The organism is Pseudoalteromonas sp. C8 (assembly GCF_011378685.1).
Taxonomy (GTDB): domain Bacteria; phylum Pseudomonadota; class Gammaproteobacteria; order Enterobacterales; family Alteromonadaceae; genus Pseudoalteromonas; species Pseudoalteromonas arctica.
This window is the reverse complement of record NZ_WTKT01000011.1, coordinates 1-20,236: the sequence shown is the minus strand read 5'-3', so window position 1 is coordinate 20,236 and position 20,236 is coordinate 1. Positions and strand designations below refer to the sequence as shown.

Here is a 20,236-nt window from a genome sequence, read left to right as displayed (position 1 = left end):
AAAAAGCACGGCAATTGCCGTGCTTTTTAATACGTGATTTTTAATACACACGGTTAAGCAATTACTGCCAAGAACGCTCAGTCGCTAGTTGTTTTTCAAACGCATCAATTTGTGGGTTTAGCGTTTCGGTTACACCAATAAAGTCTAAACCACTTAACAAACGATCTTTTACCTCTTTACTAATATCAAAACTAATTGGTGCAAACTTACTGCTTGTTAGTGTTTGATTTTCAAGATCGATTTCAATGTTAATATCGTCGTGCTGCTCGCTAAGTACAAACAATTGCTCAAGCGTATCGGCAGGTAATGCAATGGCTAACATTTGGTTGTTACCACAGTTATTAAAGAAAATATCTGCAAAGCTTTCAGCTAAAATAACTTCAAAGCCATATTGCTTCAGCGCCCATGGCGCGTGCTCACGAGATGAGCCACAACCAAAGTTGTCGCGCGTTAATAATATTTGCGCGCCTTGGTAACACGGGCGATTTAAAATAAAGTCAGGGTTTGGCTCGTCGTTATCTAGGTAACGCCAATCATAAAACAATGCTGCATCAAAACCTTCGCGGCTAGTTGATGTTAAAAACTGCTTAGGAATAATTTGGTCAGTATCTACATTGTTTTTATCAAGTGGGGCCATTAAGCCACTAAAAAATACGCTCATTAGGCTTCTCCTCTAATATCAACAAAGTGACCATGTATTGCAGCAGCTGCGGCCATTGCAGGGCTAACTAAATGGGTACGCCCGCCACGACCTTGGCGACCTTCAAAGTTACGGTTAGAAGTAGATGCACAACGCTTGCCTGCTCCTAGGCGGTCATCGTTCATCGCTAAACACATAGAACAACCCGGTTCGCGCCATTCAAAGCCAGCGGCTTTAAAAATATCGGCTAAGCCTTCGTCTTCGGCTTGTTTTTTAACTAAGCCAGAGCCCGGTACAATTAACGCTTCAATGCCGGCTACCACATGTTTGCCTTCAACAATTTTTGCAGCTGCGCGTAAATCTTCAATGCGGCTATTTGTACATGAGCCAATAAATACCGTGTCTACTTTCGCGCTTGATAATTTATCGCCCGCTTTTAAATCCATGTATTTAAGCGCGCTGCGAATAGCATCGGCTTTAATTAAATCTGGTTCTTGGTCTGGATCGGGTATGCACTCATCAACACCAATTACTTGCTCTGGGCTTGTACCCCAGGTAATTTGTGGTTGAATGTCGTCAGCATTTAGCTCAACAACTAAATCAAAGTGTGCGCCTTCGTCTGTTTTTAATGTTTCCCAATATTCAACGGCTGCATCAAAATCTGCGCCTTTAGGTGCAAACGGACGACCTTTTAAGTAATCATAAGTAATTTGGTCAGATGCAATTAAACCCGCTTTTGCACCCATTTCTATGCTCATATTACATAGCGTCATACGGGCTTCCATTGAAAGCGCTTCAATGCCTTCACCACAAAACTCTGCTACATAACCTGTGCCACCAGCGGTACCTAACTTGCCAATTACCGCCATAATTAAATCTTTAGCCGTAACCGTTGGACGCAATACACCGTTAATTTGAATTTTTAACGATTTCGCCTTTTTTTGCTGTAGCGTTTGCGTTGCTAATACGTGCTCAACTTCAGAGGTACCAATACCATGCGCTAATGCGCCAAACGCACCATGCGTAGAGGTATGGCTATCGCCACATACAATGGTTGTGCCAGGCAAAGTAATCCCTTGCTCTGGGCCCATTACGTGCACAATACCTTGATTAATTGAGTTTAAATCGTAAAGCACAATACCAAACTCTTTACAGTTTTTATCAAGCGCCATTAATTGATTTTTAGATACTTCGCTTGCGGCATCAAGTGATCGGCTTTTAGTCGATACGTTATGATCCATCGTTGCAAAGGTTTTTTCTGGGCAACGTACAGTACGGTTTTTTTCACGTAGACCTGCAAAGGCCTGCGGAGAAGTAACTTCATGCACTAAATGGCGGTCAATATAAAGTAAGTCGGTTTGCTCGTTTATGCTGGCAACGGTATGTGCTTGCCAAATTTTGTCGTATAACGTTTGGGCCACTTGCTAATTCCCTAATCTGTTTGAGTTGCAGCATAACGGTGCTGCAACTTTAATATGTTATTAAATGCGTGAAACGATGGCTGCTGCCACATCGCTTGTGCTGTAACCTGCATTTGGATATATATCTGGTGTACCAACGCCTGCTTCTACGGCTTCTGCTACTGCTTTTTCAATCGTACGCGCAGCTTCGTCTTGCCCTAGCGAGTAACGTAGCATTAATGCGGCACTTAAAATTTGTGCTATTGGGTTTGCAACGCCTTTACCTGCAATATCTGGTGCTGAACCGCCTGCTGGCTCGTACAACCCAAAGCCCGATTGATTCAAGCTTGCCGATGGTAATAAGCCCATTGAGCCTGTGATCATGGCGCACTCATCTGACAAAATATCGCCAAATAAGTTATCGCAAAGTAATACATCAAATTGGCTAGGCTGCTTAACTAACTGCATAGCGGCGTTATCTACGTAAATGTAATCTAAGCTTACTTCTGGGTAGTCTTTGCTTACTTCGGTTACGACTTCGCGCCATAATACGCTTGATGCTAATACATTGGCTTTATCAACAGAGGTAACATGGTTACTACGTAGTTTTGCAGCTTCAAAAGCAAAGCGTGCAATACGTTCAATTTCTTTTCGTGAGTATGTTTGCGTATCAAATGCAAACTCTTCTGCACCTTCACCACTGCGGCCTTTTTCACCAAAGTAAATGCCGCCAGTTAGTTCGCGAACACATAAAATATCAAAACCTTTTTCACTAATATCAGCGCGAAGTGGCGACGCTGCACTTAATGCAGGTAATAACTGTGCAGGGCGTAAATTACAAAACAAACCAAAGTGCTTACGAAGCGGCAATAATGATGCGCGCTCAGGCTGCTCGTTTGGTGGTAAGTTTTCCCATTTAGGACCGCCTACCGAACCAAATAAAATAGCGTCTGAGTTTTCGCACGCAGTAAGTGTACTCTCTGGTAATGCTTTACCAAATTCGTCAATGGCTGCGCCGCCAATTGCATAATGCTCGCGGTTTAGGGTAAAACCAAACTTATTGCTCACAGCATCAAGTACTTGCTCTGCTGCTGCCATTACTTCTGGACCAATACCGTCGCCAGCTAATACCGCAACGCTGTAGTTTGTTTTACTCATCCTGCTTTCCTTTGTTGTTTTAAATCAGACACTTTTTGTGCACGATAAATTAAGTTATAAACACGGATCATGGCGCGTACCGACGCTTCAACCACATCCGCTGCAATGCCCGCACCGTGGTAAGGTCGGCCATCGTATTTAGCTATAATATTTACTTGGCCTAATGAGCTTGCACCTTGGCCTGTCGCTTCTAAGTTATATTCAATCATTTCAACGCTCATACCGGTTAAGCGCTCAATAGCTGCAAACGAAGCTTCAACTGGGCCATTACCTGTCGCGGCTTCTTGTTTAGCTTCGCCATCAATGCGCATTCCAATCGTAGAGCTTGCTACCGATTGCGAGTTAGAGGCTGAGTTAACAAATTCTAATTGGTATTTTTCATCTTTGTCGTTAATTTGATTAAAGTAAATCATCGCCTCAAGGTCGTAATCGTATACAGTGCCTTTTTGGTCAGCCAATTCGATAAAGCTTTTGTATAAGCCATCCATATCGTAATCAGATTTTTGATAGCCTAACTCTTCTAAGCGATGCTCAATAACATGACGACCCGAACGCGAAGTCATATTTAATTGGTTGCTTGGCACACCAACGCTTTCTGGCGACATAATCTCATAAGTATTTTGCGCTTTTAATACACCGTCTTGGTGAATGCCAGAGCTGTGTGCAAAGGCGTTTTCGCCAACAATCGCTTTATTTGGCTGTACTGGCATATTACAAATTTTAGCCACTTGGCGAGATGCGCGGTAAATTTCTTCACTTTTAATATCGGTATATACTTTTAAGTGGTCGTGGCGCATTTTCATGATCATCGCCACTTCTTCAAGCGAGCAGTTACCAGCACGCTCACCAATGCCATTAATAGTACACTCAATTTGACGTGCTCCGGCTTGCACTGCAGCTACTGAGTTTGCTACTGCTAGGCCTAAATCGTTATGGCAATGCACACTTAAGCGCGCTTTATCAATATTTGGCACGTTATTCATTAAATGACGGATCATCGCAGCGTATTCGTCTGGCGTTACAAAACCAACGGTATCTGGCAAGTTAATCGTTGAAGCTCCGGCGTTAATTGCCTGCTCAACAATTTTACATAAATCCCAATGCGGCGTACGACCGGCATCTTCACACGAAAACTCAACATCATCAGTATAGTTACGTGCCAATTTAATTGATTTAACAGCCATTGCCGTTGCATCGTCTAAGCTCATACGTAATTTATGTTCAAGGTGCAAAGGGCTTGTAGCAATAAAAGTATGAATACGGCTTTGTTGTGCTGTGCGAAGTGCTTCGCCACAGGCTTCAATGTCTTTAGCAACTGAGCGCGCTAAACCACAAATAATCGGGCCTTTTACTTCGGTTGCAATACGCTGTACCGAGCGAAAATCAGCAGGGCTCGAAACCGGAAAACCCACTTCCATCACATCCACATTCAAGCGGCTAATTGTATGTGCTAATTGAATTTTATCATCTTCAGTAAGGCTTGCTTTAAGCGCCTGTTCGCCATCACGTAAGGTGGTATCAAAAATCCATACTTTATCTTGCTCTTGCATAACTGCCCCTCATTCCTATGTTACCCAAATTTCAATTAATCCCAGCCGCGAGATAAAAAAAACCCCGCAATTGCGGGGTTTTTAGTGTTCAACTCGATGCAAACACACTAATCCCCGCTCACTGACCATAGCAGTAAGAGGTTAATTTTTAGTGTAATTAAACGAATAATATGCATCTTGTTTTCTTGTGTGTGTGTTCAGTGAAGCCTATTTTTAACATTACAAAGCGACGGAAGCAAGCATAAAAATTCCACAAAACAGATTTAAAAACGATTCAATTGGGTTTTTTAATTCAAACAAGGCGCCTATAAAGAATTAAAATAACAAATTCGTGACTAGTGACGCTTAAATTAATAAGCACTGCAATATACCGTGCTTATATTAACTTTTTACAATTTTTTTAAGCTATGCTTCTTTACTCGTTTCTCTTACGTAATGCCCGGCTCCACGAGTAATATAACGCAGCTGCCAAATAACGCGCTCAATTAATTCGTCGCGTTGCAATCCTTCTATATCGAGCGCTTCTGCACCCGCATTAAATACGAGCGTTACCATAGATTCCGCCTGAATATAGGCATGCATAGCATTACATTTAGTTTCGCTTTCTAAATAATGAGCCAGCTCTAAAATAAAATGTTTTACCTCGCGGGCTACAGCGGCTCTAAATGCTTTAGAAGTCCCAGAGCGTTCTCGCAGCAACAACCTAAATTGGTTACTTGAGTTATCAATAAACTCCATAAAAGTAACCACTGAGGTATTTATAACACTGCCGCCATCGTTTGCTATTCGTCTGCGTGCTTGACGCATTAGTTGGCGAAGAGTTAAACCGGCTTCGTCTACCATGGTTAAACCTAGCTCATCCATGTCTTTAAAATGACGATAAAAAGAAGTTGGGGCAATACCAGCTTCTCGTGCTACTTCGCGTAAACTTAAATTCGAAAAACTATGATCAGCACTCAGCTGATTAAATGCCGCTTGAATTAACGCCTGTCGTGTTTTTTGTTTCTGTTGCGCTCTAACACCCGACATCAACAGCTCCCTGAATTATTTTATATGAATATTTAGTGATATTAGCTCAATTGTACAGTCTAATACTTGACGACGAGAGTTTGAAATACTATTTTAGCTTACAGTTGTACGCTGAGATTGAGAATTATGAATAAACCACCGATTATTTGGACAAACGTCCTATTTTTTAGCCTAACCTTTTTGGCGGCTGCCACACTTGTACCTTGGTACGCCATTAGCTACGGATTTACCAGCGCGCATTGGATTGCTTTTGTTGGCTGCATGTTTTATGCAGGCTTATCAATTACTGCCGGCTACCATCGATTATGGGCACATAAAACCTATAACGCACACCCTGCAGTTGAATTTATTTTTGCGCTTGGCGGTGCTTTTGCACTACAAAACAGTGCTTTGCATTGGAGTAGCGATCACCGTATACATCACGGTCAAGTTGACGACCCAATAAAAGACCCTTACGCGGCTACCAATGGTTTTTGGTATAGCCATATCGGCTGGATGTTACGTGACTACCAAGGCGATAGCTACAACGACTATAGTAATTGTCGTGATTTACAACGAAATAAAGTCGTTATGTGGCAACATAAGCACTACTTAAAACTAGCTATTGCTATGAACGTAGGTTTGCCTCTTGCACTTGGTTTATTAGTTGGTGATGTGTGGGGTATGTTAATTCTTGCAGGTTTACTACGCTTAGTACTAAGCCAACACTTTACCTTTTTTATAAATTCGGTTGCACATATTTGGGGCTCTCGCCCATACACCGAAAAAAATACGGCACGCGATAACGGCTTTTTAGCGTTATTTACATACGGTGAGGGGTATCACAACTTCCATCATATTTTTGCAAGCGACTACCGTAACGGTATTAAATGGTTTCATTACGATCCAACAAAATGGATGATCCGCTCTTTAGCAGCTGTTGGTTTAGCTAATAAATTGAAGCGTACACCTGTTGAACGTATAGAAAAAGCAAAGGCCGAAACGCTAATGAGCAAAACGCAAACGCGTCTTGCAAAATTGCCTTTAGCACAAGATAAGATTACATTATTACAACAAGAGTACGATTTACTGCTGAAAAAACTGCAAAATTATTGTTCACTACAAAAACAAGTGTTAGAAGTTAAAAAAAATAACATGGCAAAGCAGTGTGAACGCTCAGCATTAATGGCACAATACCATGAGTTGGAAGCCGCCTGGGAAAATCAAAAACAGGCATGGCTAGCACTTAATGCGAGGTTATTAAAAGCCTCTTTTAATTAATTTAGGAGTGGCTGTGGCCAAACAACCAGAACAAAAAAAAGTACCCGTGACATACCAATATGATGCAATAATTATTGGCACGGGTCCTGGCGGTGAAGGTACTGCCATGAACCTTTCAAAAAACGACAAAAAAGTAGCGGTTATTGAACGCCAAGAATCAGTTGGTGGCGGTTGTGTACATTGGGGAACAATTCCTTCAAAAGCGCTTCGCCACTCTGTTAGCCGCTATATTGAATACAAAGCAAATCCGTTATTTAATGTTGGTGAGCGCCCTAGCCGCTTAACATTTCCTGATATTTTACGTCACGCAAGTTCTGTTATTTCTAAGCAATCTAATTTACGTAGTAGCTTTTACGATCGTAACCGCATTCATATGTTTCAAGGTGATGCGAGCTTTGTAGATAAGCACACAATTGAAGTAAAAAGAAATGATGGTTCAACTGAGCGACTGACTGCTAAAACGATTGTTATAGCAACGGGGTCGCGCCCTTATCGACCACCAGAAGTCGATTTTACGCATTCTCGTATTTACGAAAGCGACACTATTTTAGGTCTCAAACACGACCCTCACCGCGTACTTATATACGGCGCTGGTGTAATTGGTTGTGAGTACGCTTCTATATTTAAAGGTTTAGGCGCTAAAGTTGATTTAGTTAATACACGCGACCGACTACTTGCTTTTATGGATGCTGAAATATCTGACGCGCTTAGCTATCACTTTTGGAACAGCGGTATTGTTATTCGTCATAACGAAGAGTTTGATAGAATAGAGACCCGTGACGACTGCGTTATTATGCATTTAAAATCAGGCAAACGCGTAAAAGCTGACTGTATTTTATTTGCTAATGGCCGTACTGGTAACACTGATACATTAAACCTTGAAGCCATTGGTTTAAAAGCCGATAGCCGTGGCCAATTAAAAGTTAACGAAACATATCAAACAGAAGTTGATAACGTTTACGCTGTAGGTGATGTAATTGGCTATCCAAGCCTTGCTAGTGCTGCGTTTGACCAAGGTCGCATAGCTGCTGATGCAATTGCATGTGGTAACTGTGATGACAGACTGATTGTTGATATTCCGGCCGGTATTTATACCATCCCAGAAATGAGCTCAGTCGGTAAAACCGAGCAAGAGCTTACAGCCGCTAAAGTACCATATGAAGTTGGCCGTGCTCAGTTTAAGCATTTGGCACGTGCGCAAATTGCGGGCACTGAAGTAGGTAGTTTAAAAATATTATTCCACACTGAAACCAAAGAAGTACTTGGCGTACATTGTTTTGGCGAGCGTGCATCTGAAATTGTTCACATTGGCCAAGCCATTATGGAACAGAAAAATGGTGGCAATAATATCGACTACTTTGTAAATACCACATTTAACTACCCGACCATGGCTGAAGCCTACCGTGTTGCGGCATTAAATGGTTTAAATCGCTTATTTAAATAAGTAGTTTTAAAAGCCTTTATAAATAGGTAACAAAAAACCCGCAACTTAGCGGGTTTTTTACTTTTAAACAGTTTTAAAGTTTATTTAAGTAGCTATTACTTATGGTACTTAGCACTTAGCTCATGTACTGCATTAATGAATACACCAGCATTTTCAGGGTCTACATCTGGTGTAATACCGTGGCCTAAATTAAACACGTGGCCATTGCCTGTACCGAAGTCTTCTAAAATAGTGCCTACTTCTTGGCGAATACGCTCTGGTGTACCGTGTAACATAGATGGGTCCATATTACCTTGTAGAGCTACTTTATCACCCACACGGCGTTTAGCGTCGCTAATATTAATAGTCCAATCAAGACCAATTGCATCACAACCTGTTGCTGCAATAGCTTCAATCCATTGACCACCATTTTTAGTGAACAAAGTAACCGGTACTTTACGACCATCGTATTCACGAATTAAGCCATCTACAATTTTATGCATATATTGCAGTGAAAATTCGTTGTAATCGCGCGGGCTTAATACACCACCCCATGAGTCAAATACCATTAGCGATTGCGCGCCAGCTTTAATTTGAGCATTTAAATAATCAATAACTGAGTCAGCTAACTTATCGAGTAATAAATGAAGTGTTTGCGGCTCTGCAAACGCCATTTTTTTGATTTTACCAAATACTTTACTGCTACCGCCTTCAACCATATAAGTTGCTAGCGTCCAAGGTGAACCAGAAAAACCAATAAGCGGTACTTCACCTTTAAGTTCACGACGAATAGTGCTTACTGCATTCATTACGTAGCCAAGCTCGTCTGTAGGGTCTAACTTTGGAATTTTTTTAACATCAGCAAGTGATGAAATAGGACGTTCAAACTTAGGGCCTTCGCCAGTTTCAAAGTAAAGACCTAAACCCATCGCATCTGGAATCGTTAAAATATCACTAAATAATATAGCGGCATCTAACGGGTAGCGACGTAATGGCTGCAGTGTTACTTCACATGCAAGCTCAGCATTACGGCACAGGCTCATAAAATCGCCCGCTTGTGCACGTGTAGCGCGATACTCTGGTAAATAGCGTCCTGCTTGGCGCATCATCCATACCGGAGTTACATCAACAGGTTGTTTTGCAAGTGCACGTAAATAACGGTCGTTTTTTAATTCGCTCATGGCGTAAATGATCCTAAGACTTGTATAAATTGTGCAAGATTGTACCACCATATTCTCCGACCCTCTATTGCTTAGGGACGAAAACAGCTTTACCTAGAGGCAGATCAATATAATGGCGTGCTTTGATCCATTTTGATTATAAAATAAGCAAAAAAAGAATAACATTTAAAACTTTTTATTAATATGTTTGCAACATTACAAAAACCTTGTTATTGTTTGTCCCGCGTTAACAAAAACAATAATAAAAATCTTAAAACAATAAAAATAAATGTTTTAAAATAATAACAATAAAAATCATCTCATAAAAATAAGAAAGCTTGTTATAACAAGTCACTGAAAGAAATTAGACCACCGTAACTGGTGGTTTTTTCTTGCCTAAAATAAAATCTCTCGCCTTAGATTATATAAAAAGGTACACCCCTCAAAGTAGCTCAACTTTACTTGTTGATATACGCGCAAATTAAATATATCTTGATGTACATAAACTTATTATATTCTAATTGAAAGACCAACCCAGCTAGGAGAACAGTTATGCTGACGCGTGTAGAAAAAGCTCAACAAAAATGGGGTGGTAGCCACACAGTAATTGATAAATGGCTAAACGAACGCCAAGACCTTATTGTACTTTATTGCAAAATTGCAGGTTTTACGCCGTATGAAAAACAAGATCAAGCATTGCCAGAGCCAAAACTAATTGAATCATTTTGCCAACTTTTAATGGATTACCTATCTGCGGGCCATTTTGAAGTGTATGACGATATAGCAAAAGCATGTGAAAAAAAGGGCTTACAGAGCCAAGAGCTTGCAAACTCTATTTACCCGCGTATTTCCAGTACAACCGACATAGCGTTAGATTTTAATGATAAGTACGCTGAAGTAGACAAAGAAGACTTGTTAAAGGGTTTTGATGATGACTTGTCTGTTATTGGTGAGGCATTAGAAGCACGCTTTGCACTTGAAGATGAGCTTATTGATAACTTGTTTTCTAATCACGCAAACTAATATGTTATTTACGCATATTAAAAAAGGGACCTAAGGTCCCTTTTTGCATTTACACAATAAACTTATTATTGTGCTGGTGCTTCTTCATTTTGAATTTCAAGTAATTCAACTTCAAATACAAGTGTTGAATTAGCTGGAATCTTACCTAAGTCACGGTCGCCGTAAGCAAGTTCTGAAGGAATAGTGAACTTGTACTTAGAACCCACTGACATAAGTTGTAAACCTTCAGTCCAACCAGCAATTACGCGGTTAAGAGGGAAAGTTGTAGGTTCGTTACGTGCATATGAGCTATCAAACTCAGTACCGTCTAATAAAGTACCTTTGTAGTGTACTTTAACTACGTCTGTTGCCACTGGCTTTTCGCCTTCGCCTTCGCTAAGTACTTCGTACTGTAGGCCAGACTCAGTTACTGTAACGCCTTCTTTTTTAGCGTTGTCAGCTAGGTATTTAACACCCGCGTCTTTGCTTTTTTCAGACTCTACTTTTGCTTTTTCTTCTTGCTTAGTACGTACTGATGTATCTAGTTCAGTTAATACTTCGCGAATTTTTTCTTCGTCAATTTTTGCATTACCAGCAAGTGCATCTTCAAAACCACGAATTAAAAGTGCTTGGTCTAGTTCAATACCAATTTCAGTTTTGTCTGCTAGATCTTTATTTAAAAAGTTACCTACAGATGCACCAATACCGTATGCTTGTTGCTGTTCAACAGTGTCTAGCTTAACTTCTGCTTGCTCTTTTTTTGCTTCTTGATTACAAGCTGTAAGCGCTAAAACTGACGCTGCAATCAATGACAATTTAATCGTCTTTTTCATTTTAAATCTCCGACACACTTTGCAGTTGTCATTTATTGTATTATTACTAGTTAAAGATTAACGGCCTACATGATAGGCTGCTTGTTTAATGACTAAATTTCACATTGTTAGCTAAACTAAAAACATATCCAGTGATTAGACAAACAACCTAGGCATTCAACGCGTCCTAGTCTAACCTCTCAGTCACTAAGAGTTAAGAGGAAATACCTGTAATATGTCGATATTTCGTACTTTTTTAATCGTATTTAGCTGTTTTTTAGCCATCGCCTGTACCGATAAAAAACAACACGCTGTAGCAAGTTACGAACATGCTGCACAAGGTGCGTTTTCATCAACACTGTCAAACGATGGTAAATACAGTTTGATCTCCTCTATCAACCATGGGGTCGCCCTGTGGGATAATCAACAGCAGGTACTAAAATACCAATGGTTTCAGCAGCAAGATCAAGACAGTTTGGTATACGCCGTTGCTATTGCTTTTGATAACAGCGTGGCTGTTACCGCCGAAAAAACCACGTTTGCTGTGTGGGATATAGCCACAGGCAAAAATAGAGGTTATTACAAAATACAAAAAGCCAGTATTCGCGATATTGCCATTAGCAATCAAGGCCGTAGTGTTTTATACGGCCGTAGCGACGGCGTTGTCGTATTTGTAAACCTAGAAACCGGACGTCGTATTGAGTTTTTAGGTCATCAAGATAAAGTTAACACTGTTGACCTATCACCTAACGGACGCTTTGCTTTGAGTGGCTCTAACGATTATGTTGCTTACTTTTGGGATACACGTACAGGGCAAGTAATTCATCGTTTTAATCACCCAACGCGTGTTACCCAAGTAACGCTCGATCCACAAGGTCGCTATGCGTTTACGGCCGATAGTATGGCACAAGCAAATGTATGGAAGCTGACTACAGGTGATCTTGTGAGTAAACTGAAGTATATTGCGCGTCAGAAAATTTTTACTGCTGTGCGTTTTAACGAACAAGGCACTTTGCTTGCAACTGGCTCGCCAAATAAGCGCGTAGATTTATGGCAAATACCAAGCGGTGAAAAAATTCAAACTTGGCAGGTTACCCCGCGCGAAGGCAGCAAGCCTAAATCGGCGGTGGTGCTAGATGTGACATTTACAGATAACGGTAAGTCGTTGTTAACCGAAAGCTCCAGCGGTATCGCAGAGCGATTTATTATACGAGAGAATAATGAACACAATTGAACATCGCTTAATGGAACTTGAAGCCAAAGTGGCTTTTCAAGACGAAACAATTGAAGTCTTAAATGATGAAATAAAAGTGCACCAGCAACTTTTAGCGAAAATGAAACGCCAAACCGAGCTGCTAGCAGAAAAAATTAAAGAGTCGCAGTCATCATCGTCTATGATGTCTGAAGCACCTGAGCCGCCTCCGCCGCATTACTAAAACAGGTAAAAGTTAGGCAATAAAAAACCGGGTTAGTCGCCCGGTTTAAACACACCAATTACTTGTTCAAATTGACGAGTAGATGCCTGAACAGCGTTATCTGGTTGCGCCATTTTATGGCCACACTCAACACACTCTACTTTTTCAACATCATGTTCTCTGTAAAGCATCATAGTATCCATGGCTTTGCAGTCAGGGCACGATGCACCAGCAATAAATCGCTTTTTTTTTCTCACAACATTTTTCCTGTGGTTTGAACTACCGCTATTTTATCGTATAACTTCACTTGTTGATACGCTTGATAAGAGCATTAAGTTCTATGGTATGATAACGCCAACTTAACAAGGGCACAGTAAAGTAACGCATTCATGATCCAAATATCAGAAATAGAACTACTTCGTGGCGGAAAAGCCTTATTAAAAAACGCATCAGCTACGTTATTCCCAGAGCACAAAGTAGGCCTTGTTGGCGCTAATGGCTGTGGAAAATCAACGTTATTTGGTTTACTAAAATCTGAATTGCAACTCGATGCCGGTAATTGCAGCATTCCAAAAGATTGGTCTATTGCCTCAGTAAAGCAAGAAACCCCTGCCCTTGAAATAAGCGCAATTGATTATGTACTGCAAGGTCACCCAGAATACTACGCTATGCGAATAGCACTGCGTGAGGCCGAGCAAAATAACGACGGCGACACACAAGCCAAAGTACATATTCAGCTTGAAAACATTAAAGGCTACAGCATTGAATCAACCGCAGGTGAGCTATTACATGGTCTAGGCTTTGCCAATAACCAAATAGAAAACCCTGTAAGCTCGTTCTCAGGTGGTTGGCGCATGCGTTTAAACCTTGCCCAAGCACTTATACGCGATGCTGATTTACTGCTTCTCGATGAGCCAACAAACCATCTTGATTTAGATGCCGTTTATTGGCTTGAACGCTTTTTACGCGCTTATACAGGCACCCTTGTACTTATATCGCATGACCGTGAGTTTTTAGATGCGGTGGTTGACCAAATTTGGCATGTAGATAAGCAACTTATTAACGTGTACAAAGGTAACTACTCGCAGTTTGAACGCCAAAAAGCAGAGCGTTTACTACAACAACAAGCAATGTTTGATAAACAACAAGATCAAATTGCGCACCTTGAGCAGTTTATAACGCGCTTTAAAGCAAAAGCCAGTAAAGCTAAACAAGCACAAAGCCGTGTAAAAGCACTTGAACGCATGGAAAAACTAGCGCCGGCACATGCCGACTCGCCGTTTAACTTTGAGTTTGCAGAGCCAAAAGCATTACCAAACCCACTAATGACAATAGATAAAGCCAAAGCGGGTTATGGTGACGTCACTATTTTAAATAATATAGAGCTAAACCTTGTACCAGGTAGCCGAATTGCTTTATTAGGTCGAAATGGCGCGGGTAAATCAACGTTAATTAAACTGCTTTCTGGTGATTTAGAGCCGCAAGCTGGCGAAGTTATTCAGCATCACGGATTAAATATTGGTTACTTTGCGCAGCATCAGCTGGAATCTCTTGATTTAAAAGCCAGTGCAATAACGCACATACAACGACTAGACCCAAAAGCCACTGAGCAATCACTACGTGACTTTTTAGGTGGTTTTGCCTTTATTGGCGATAAAGCACTTGAGCCTGTTGCCCCATTTTCGGGCGGCGAAAAAGCACGTTTAGTACTTGCCATGTTGGTATATCAAAAACCAAATTTATTACTACTCGATGAGCCGACTAACCACCTTGATTTAGAAATGCGCCATGCACTTGTTATGGCATTACAAGGGTTTGAAGGCGCTATGGTTACCGTATCGCATGATCGCCACATGCTTAAAAATACCGCCGATGAGTTTTACCTTGTAGATGACGGCAAAGTGACCCAGTTTGGCTACGACCTAGATGCGTATTATCAATGGTTACTTAACGCCAATAAAGAAGCAGTTAAAGCGCAGCAAAACGACGAGCCTAAAGCAAACCCAGGTGTTAATCGTAAGGAGCAAAAGCGCCTCGAAGCCGAGTTTAGAAAAGCTGTTCAACCACTTAAGAAGCAAATTGAAAAGCTTGAAAAACAACTTGATAAACACTCAGCAGAACTTAGCGAAGTGGAAGTTGCACTTGGCGATAACGAGCTTTATAACGATGACAACAAAGCAACGTTAAAAGAGCTAATAGCAAAACAAGCGACATTAACACCCAAAGTAAACGACATCGAAGAAGAGCTACTCATGGCCCTTGAAGAGATGGAAGAAAAAGAACAGGCCTTTGCCGATGAACTTGCTTAACAGCAACGATTTTTGGCAATTTGCATGTCAGCTTTATAGCGAAGGTGGCATGCAAGCACGCCTGTTGGATTATCAAAACCAGCAAGGTAAAAACGTTAACCTGTGCTTGCTGCTTTATTACCTAGATTCTCTCAATCTAGTAATTAGCCAAGCCCAGCTAAACAAGCTTGAACAATCAATTAGTGAGTTTGACCAACAGCTATTAAAGCCCCTACGCGCCACCCGCGGCTATTTAAAAACCAATCAAACCGAAATTGCAGATTATGCTGCAATTCGTAAAGAACTGCTCAGTGCCGAGCTTAAGCTAGAAAAACAACAACAACAGATGTTAATAACCACAATTAATAGCTTTGCCCTAACACCTTGCAGCACGCCAAATAACACATCGTTATATTTGTAAAAGCTCTCATGTAGGTCGTGCTTTAGCGCGTTAATTTTTATAACGAGATAATTCATGGCTAAAAAGCCATTTCCTACGGGTAACCAAATCTTGTAGGAGCCAGTTTTAGCTGCGAATAAATTTTAAATTAAATAATTCATACGTTTTCACGGAAATATTTAAATGATATATTTACAATAAAAGAAATAATTAATAAAACGATTCCACTTACTATGGTAGATACAATAAAAAATGGATCAACATAACCTAAATATATATACCCTAGAAACTGAAAGGTAACACAACCTAATAATACTGGAAGAAGTAACGCTCCTACTTTTTTCTTGATAAAAAAATTAGTAGCAATTGAGGTTGTCAATCCTATAAGAATTAATACAATAATTCCTAAAACACCATCATTCATGATTTAACTCCCTATATTCAGGTTATTATTTTACCTATTTATTCAAGTACGAATTTATGGAGTGTAGCTCCATGTACAATTCAGCTCCAAGTAGTAATATCCTCCAGCTCCGTTGGGGAACTGCCATAACTCGCAACTAGAATGCAAACTTCCTGATTCACCATGCAAAATAGGGTCATAGTTTCCTTCTTCAGCAATACGAAGCAAAACGCCTTCAGGAGGGCTTGCGTCATGACCACATATATCGCTTGTAGTGTTTTGAGTTGAACTACAATAAGCAGTATCTCCAAACTTAACAACTCCTAGATAGTATAATTCAGCTCTTTCTTGCAAAAGGGCTCGAATTATGACAGAACCAAAAAGTGTCTTAATTTCAATTTTATCTGCTAAGTTATCTATGTCCCTATACATGTTCTGAATAAATTGTATATCGCAAGCATATTTACTTGAGCTTCCTGAGTAGCATAGGTCATGTTGATTACAAGAGTTTTCAAATGGATAATCTGGAACTAGGTAAGTATTCCAACCAGTCCCACAACCATTAGCACTGACAGAATTGGCGATCACATTTGTACTTAAAGCATTAAGATTTCCAGACGAAACAGAGCTAAAATTTTCCACTCCACTTATAAAGCTTTCAGTTTCATTAAAAGCATTTTTTAGAGCATTATAAGTTGAAATATCTTCTAATGTACCATTAGGCAATGCTCTTCTTGTCGCCAAAAGCTCATATACTTCATCCCTAACCACGTAGCGTTCAGCTTTAGATGTTTTTAAGTTGACAATTATATAATCCCCCTCACCACTGTATAAAGCTAAAGACTCGAACTGAGATGAAGAGCTACAAGAATCACAAGTTAATACAGAATACTCGGAAGCAGCATCACTATTCAGTGGAACCAAAGCAAAGCAAAGCAGGAAGAATTATTTTATAAATGTTACGCAACATAAAGTCCCTTTCGATTCATTATTAATGTTTATATTGATATCAATTTTTTAACATAAAAAATAAAGAAGCTAAAGTCAACTATTGAACATAAAGAAAACTTACCCAAAATATGGAAGCCTGACACCAAATAAACAGTGGACTAATATATTTTAACAACTTTACCCTTATTATATTTCCCATCACTAACTTCACTTAACTTTGTTGATCCAAATCAACTTCTCAATCACGCTTTTTATAATCAACAAAGTAGCTTGATCTGGATCATATCAGCCTCTGCCAACTCGCACTATGATGAACCCATAGACATTAGGAGGCATTTATGGACGTATTCTTCAGAGACTTTTTTAGTGACCCAGTACTATTTTTATCATTTGGTTTTCTGGGAGTCGTGATCAGTTTATGCCTTTTCTTTGTGTACTTTTTTATCAAGAAAGTGCATGACGACCAAACACCCAATTAGAATTAAGCACGACGCGCAAAGCCCCTTATCAACTTGTTTGATTAGGGGCTTTTTATTGCCAAAAATTTGTTACACTAATACTTCAATTAGCTGGGTAGTTATAAATAATGCTTACAAATTTCAAGCCTGCGTGGTGGATGAGTAACCGTCACGTACAAACAATTATGCCGCGTTTCTTTCGTCCTTTTCATAATACGCGTTATCAATTAGAGCTGCTTGATACCCCTGACGGTGATTTTTTAGAGCTTGCCTGGTCACTACCAAAAAATGACGATGCCCCGCTGGCTATTGTATTACATGGCCTTGAAGGCAATATTAATAGCTTTTATGCCAAGGGTATGATGAAAGCATTAAAAAAGCAGGGCTTTAACGTTGTATTAATGCACTTTCGTAATTGTTCAACTGAAGTTAACCGCTTACCCCGTGCTTATCACAGTGGTGAAACTGGCGATCTAGATTTTTTTATCAAACAACTCAAGCTGCAATTTCCAAACCGGGCTTTACTGGCGGTTGGTTTTTCACTCGGTGGTAATGTGCTCGCTAAATATCTAGGAGAGCAAGGCGAGCAATGTTTACTTGATGGCGCTGCGGTTGTGTCTGCACCTTATGATTTGTCAGCATCATGCCAAGTAATACGTAAAAGCTTAGCAAAAATTTATCAGAAGTATTTGCTCGATCGGATGAAGAAGTCCATGCACCGTAAACTGCCGCAAATCAAGCAACAAATTAATTTAACGCCAGAGCAATTACTGGCCATTGATGATTTATGGCTGTTTGATGAGCAACTCACCGCACCGTTGCATGGTTTTAACGGCGCTGAAGATTATTACCAACAAGCCAGTGCCAAGGCCTATTTAAAACACATCACCACACCGACTTTAATTATTCACGCCAAAGATGACCCTATGCTATCGATTAAAGCAGTACCTAGTAGGCAAGATGTGAGTGAGCATGTTACGCTGCGTATCTCAGAAAAAGGCGGCCATGTTGGTTTTATTACGGGTAATAACCCATTAAAACCGGTTTACTGGTTAGAGCAAATCGTGCCTGAGTACTTCAATCAGGTAGTTAAAAAAGAGCCACTATGATCATTCCACTCCAACAACTCGATAAAGACACACTCTACAATTTAATTGAAAGCTATGTTTTGCGTGAAGGCACCGATTACGGTGAAGTAGAAGCAAGCATTGAATCTAAAGTTAACCAAGTTAAGCTACAGCTTAAAAATGGCGAAGCCATGGTATTTTTCTCAGAATTACATGAGTCAGTAACTATTATTTCGAAGGGCGAATTTAAAGCGCTGCAAAGTGAAGAGCATCAAGCACAGTCGTTTGATTAAGGCGTAGTACTTGTAACTTTTGAGTTGAACGTACACAATGGCTTTTTACCCAAAGAGCCAAAACATGATAAAACTCAGCACTCTAGTGGTAGCCATATCACTAGCATTAACTAGCCAAGCCCAAGCAGAACAAACAATAACAGCATCTGAAAAGGCAATTAAGCTCGCTAAAGACACTATTTTAATTGATACCCATATCGACGTACCTTACCGAATTCATAAAAACTGGGTTGATGTAACTAAAGCGACAACTGATGGCGACTTTGACTACCCTCGCGCTGTAAAAGGCGGTTTAAACGCACCGTTTATGTCAATTTATATTCCTGCGCATTTGGAATTTGAAGGTAAAGGTAAAAGCTATCAGCTAGCCAATCAAATGATTGATAGTATGGAAGCCATAGCCCAGCGCGCGCCCGATAAGTTTGCTATTGCTAGCTCAAGTAGTGATATAGAGGAGCAATTTAAACAAGGTAAGCTCTCTATCGCAATGGGTATGGAAAATGGCTCTCCAATCGAAGGGGATATGAAGAATCTTCAGCATTTTTACGAGCGTGGCATTCGCTACATCACGCTAGCGCACTCGCAAAGCAACCATATTTCGGACTCGTCTTACGATATACGCCGTAAATGGAAAGGCTTAAGCCCATTTGGTAAAAAGCTTGTCACTGAAATGAATAATATTGGTATGTTAATCGATGTATCACACATCTCTGATGATGCGTTCTATCAGGTTATGGATCTATCTAAAACGCCGGTAATTGCCTCACATTCATCACTTCGTAAATACACACCAGGCTTTGAGCGTAATATGAATGACGATATGCTATTGGCACTTAAAGAAAATGGCGGCGTTATTCAAATCAACTTTGGCTCAAGCTTTGTTACTGCTAAAGCAGGCAGTTGGGGCAAGCAATTAAAAAGCACAAAAGAGTCTGCTAAAAAAGAAGGCACTAAGTTAAGCAACGATTTTGATGCTGCGTACCGTGCTAAAAATCCATACCCATTTGCAAGCCTTGAACAGGTGCTTGATCATATTGATCACGTAGTTGAGCTAATTGGTATTGATTATGTAGGTATTGGCTCTGATTATGATGGTGTGGGCGATTCATTACCTATCGGCTTAAAAGATGTATCTAGCTACCCTAATCTTGTTCAAGGTTTAATGGACAGAGATTACAGCGACAAAGATATTAAAAAGATTTTAAGCGGTAATTTATTAAGAGTGTTAAAACAAGCTGAAGAATATGCTAAAAAGCATTAAAGCTTTTATCATATATTAGTAATTGGCTAAAAGCCCAAGAGCTAACTCAATATAAGCACGGCCTAGCCGTGCTTTTTTTATATCTAAGAGCTCAGTTATTTTCAGCAACCTTTTTCCTCGGGTTTCGTAAAACTCAACCCAAGCTACGGCAATAAAGCTATACCTAGGAGCAAATCACTTTTCTTCAGGCATTAAAAAAGGCCACCTGAGTGACCTTTTTCTAACAATTGACTTTAAAGTTAATTATTACGCTACGATAGTTGCTA

Annotated in this window: 20 protein-coding genes; 10 read left to right on the top strand and 10 right to left on the bottom strand. The window is 40.2% G+C overall.

The features are described from left to right. Positions 1-61: 61 nt before the first annotated feature. From leuD to fabR, 5 genes are all read right to left on the bottom strand, one after another. Complete coding sequence (gene leuD, locus GQR39_RS11965) at positions 62-661, bottom strand: 3-isopropylmalate dehydratase small subunit (RefSeq protein ID WP_121954608.1); 600 nt, start codon at positions 659-661, stop codon at positions 62-64. After that, on the bottom strand, positions 661-2,061 hold the full coding sequence (leuC, locus tag GQR39_RS11960) for a 3-isopropylmalate dehydratase large subunit (RefSeq protein WP_165735711.1): 1,401 nt from the start codon (positions 2,059-2,061) through the stop codon (positions 661-663). The genes leuD and leuC overlap by 1 nt, the downstream gene beginning before the upstream one ends. 60 nt (positions 2,062-2,121) lie before the next feature. Continuing rightward, entirely contained in the window at positions 2,122-3,198 is a 1,077-nt protein-coding gene (gene leuB, locus GQR39_RS11955; RefSeq protein ID WP_007582207.1) for a 3-isopropylmalate dehydrogenase, read from the bottom strand. Further along, positions 3,195-4,748: a 2-isopropylmalate synthase gene (gene leuA / locus GQR39_RS11950; protein ID WP_008171909.1), complete on the bottom strand. Its 1,554-nt coding sequence runs from the start codon at positions 4,746-4,748 to the stop codon at positions 3,195-3,197. The genes leuB and leuA overlap by 4 nt, the downstream gene beginning before the upstream one ends. 405 nt (positions 4,749-5,153) lie before the next feature. Continuing rightward, the gene (fabR, locus tag GQR39_RS11945; RefSeq protein ID WP_002961087.1) at positions 5,154-5,777 is read right to left on the bottom strand and encodes an HTH-type transcriptional repressor FabR; all 624 of its coding nucleotides are present in this window, start codon (positions 5,775-5,777) and stop codon (positions 5,154-5,156) included. A gap of 126 nt (positions 5,778-5,903) precedes the next feature. On the opposite strand from fabR, the gene GQR39_RS11940 reads away from it, so the two are divergent. Together GQR39_RS11940 and sthA are read left to right on the top strand one after the other, a co-directional pair. Further along, positions 5,904-7,037: a fatty acid desaturase gene (locus GQR39_RS11940; RefSeq protein ID WP_024589509.1), complete on the top strand. Its 1,134-nt coding sequence runs from the start codon at positions 5,904-5,906 to the stop codon at positions 7,035-7,037. Positions 7,038-7,050: 13 nt separating this feature from the next. Beyond that, a complete protein-coding gene (gene sthA / locus GQR39_RS11935) occupies positions 7,051-8,481 on the top strand; it encodes a Si-specific NAD(P)(+) transhydrogenase (protein WP_007582237.1) in 1,431 nt (476 codons plus the stop codon). Between the two features lie 95 nt (positions 8,482-8,576). Here sthA and hemE read toward each other — a convergent pair whose 3' ends face one another. Then, positions 8,577-9,641, bottom strand: a complete 1,065-nt coding sequence (hemE, locus tag GQR39_RS11930) for a uroporphyrinogen decarboxylase (protein ID WP_002961084.1) — start codon at positions 9,639-9,641, stop codon at positions 8,577-8,579. A 531-nt stretch (positions 9,642-10,172) separates the two neighbouring features. Here hemE and GQR39_RS11925 point away from each other — a divergent pair. Further along, positions 10,173-10,643 carry an Rsd/AlgQ family anti-sigma factor gene (locus GQR39_RS11925; RefSeq protein WP_007582240.1) on the top strand — a complete coding sequence of 157 codons (471 nt, stop codon included), beginning with the start codon at positions 10,173-10,175 and terminating at the stop codon, positions 10,641-10,643. A gap of 65 nt (positions 10,644-10,708) precedes the next feature. Here the strand turns inward: GQR39_RS11925 and fkpA are convergent, their stop codons facing one another. After that, positions 10,709-11,455, bottom strand: coding sequence for an FKBP-type peptidyl-prolyl cis-trans isomerase (gene fkpA, locus GQR39_RS11920; protein ID WP_165735710.1), 747 nt, complete (start codon positions 11,453-11,455; stop codon positions 10,709-10,711). A 214-nt stretch (positions 11,456-11,669) separates the two neighbouring features. Here fkpA and GQR39_RS11915 point away from each other — a divergent pair, with 214 nt between their 5' ends. Together GQR39_RS11915 and GQR39_RS11910 are read left to right on the top strand one after the other, a co-directional pair. Beyond that, the gene (locus GQR39_RS11915; RefSeq protein ID WP_024595254.1) at positions 11,670-12,668 is read left to right on the top strand and encodes a hypothetical protein; all 999 of its coding nucleotides are present in this window, start codon (positions 11,670-11,672) and stop codon (positions 12,666-12,668) included. Further along, a complete protein-coding gene (locus GQR39_RS11910) occupies positions 12,655-12,870 on the top strand; it encodes a SlyX family protein (protein WP_007378900.1) in 216 nt (71 codons plus the stop codon). Before GQR39_RS11915 ends, GQR39_RS11910 begins: the two co-directional genes overlap by 14 nt. A gap of 32 nt (positions 12,871-12,902) precedes the next feature. On the opposite strand, the gene GQR39_RS11905 is transcribed toward GQR39_RS11910, so the two are convergent. Then, on the bottom strand, positions 12,903-13,106 hold the full coding sequence (locus tag GQR39_RS11905) for a YheV family putative zinc ribbon protein (protein ID WP_024592140.1): 204 nt from the start codon (positions 13,104-13,106) through the stop codon (positions 12,903-12,905). Between the two features lie 132 nt (positions 13,107-13,238). On the opposite strand from GQR39_RS11905, the gene GQR39_RS11900 reads away from it, so the two are divergent. After that, complete coding sequence (locus GQR39_RS11900; RefSeq protein WP_165735709.1) at positions 13,239-15,158, top strand: ATP-binding cassette domain-containing protein; 1,920 nt, start codon at positions 13,239-13,241, stop codon at positions 15,156-15,158. Then, complete coding sequence (locus tag GQR39_RS11895; protein ID WP_121954605.1) at positions 15,145-15,558, top strand: TIGR02444 family protein; 414 nt, start codon at positions 15,145-15,147, stop codon at positions 15,556-15,558. The genes GQR39_RS11900 and GQR39_RS11895 overlap by 14 nt, the downstream gene beginning before the upstream one ends. Positions 15,559-15,694: 136 nt before the next feature. Here the strand turns inward: GQR39_RS11895 and GQR39_RS11890 are convergent, their stop codons facing one another. Then, positions 15,695-15,961, bottom strand: a complete 267-nt coding sequence (locus GQR39_RS11890; protein ID WP_121954604.1) for a hypothetical protein — start codon at positions 15,959-15,961, stop codon at positions 15,695-15,697. 54 nt (positions 15,962-16,015) lie between these two features. Then, a complete protein-coding gene (locus GQR39_RS11885) occupies positions 16,016-16,864 on the bottom strand; it encodes a hypothetical protein (RefSeq protein ID WP_145990813.1) in 849 nt (282 codons plus the stop codon). A 613-nt stretch (positions 16,865-17,477) separates the two neighbouring features. On the opposite strand from GQR39_RS11885, the gene GQR39_RS11880 reads away from it, so the two are divergent. The 3 genes from GQR39_RS11880 (at position 17,478) to GQR39_RS11870 (ending at position 19,970) form a co-directional block, all read left to right on the top strand. Then, the gene (locus GQR39_RS11880; protein WP_121954602.1) at positions 17,478-18,458 is read left to right on the top strand and encodes a hydrolase; all 981 of its coding nucleotides are present in this window, start codon (positions 17,478-17,480) and stop codon (positions 18,456-18,458) included. Next, the gene (locus GQR39_RS11875; protein ID WP_121954601.1) at positions 18,455-18,709 is read left to right on the top strand and encodes a YheU family protein; all 255 of its coding nucleotides are present in this window, start codon (positions 18,455-18,457) and stop codon (positions 18,707-18,709) included. Before GQR39_RS11880 ends, GQR39_RS11875 begins: the two co-directional genes overlap by 4 nt. A gap of 64 nt (positions 18,710-18,773) precedes the next feature. Beyond that, positions 18,774-19,970, top strand: coding sequence for a dipeptidase (locus GQR39_RS11870; protein WP_076926068.1), 1,197 nt, complete (start codon positions 18,774-18,776; stop codon positions 19,968-19,970). Positions 19,971-20,236: the final 266 nt, after the last annotated feature.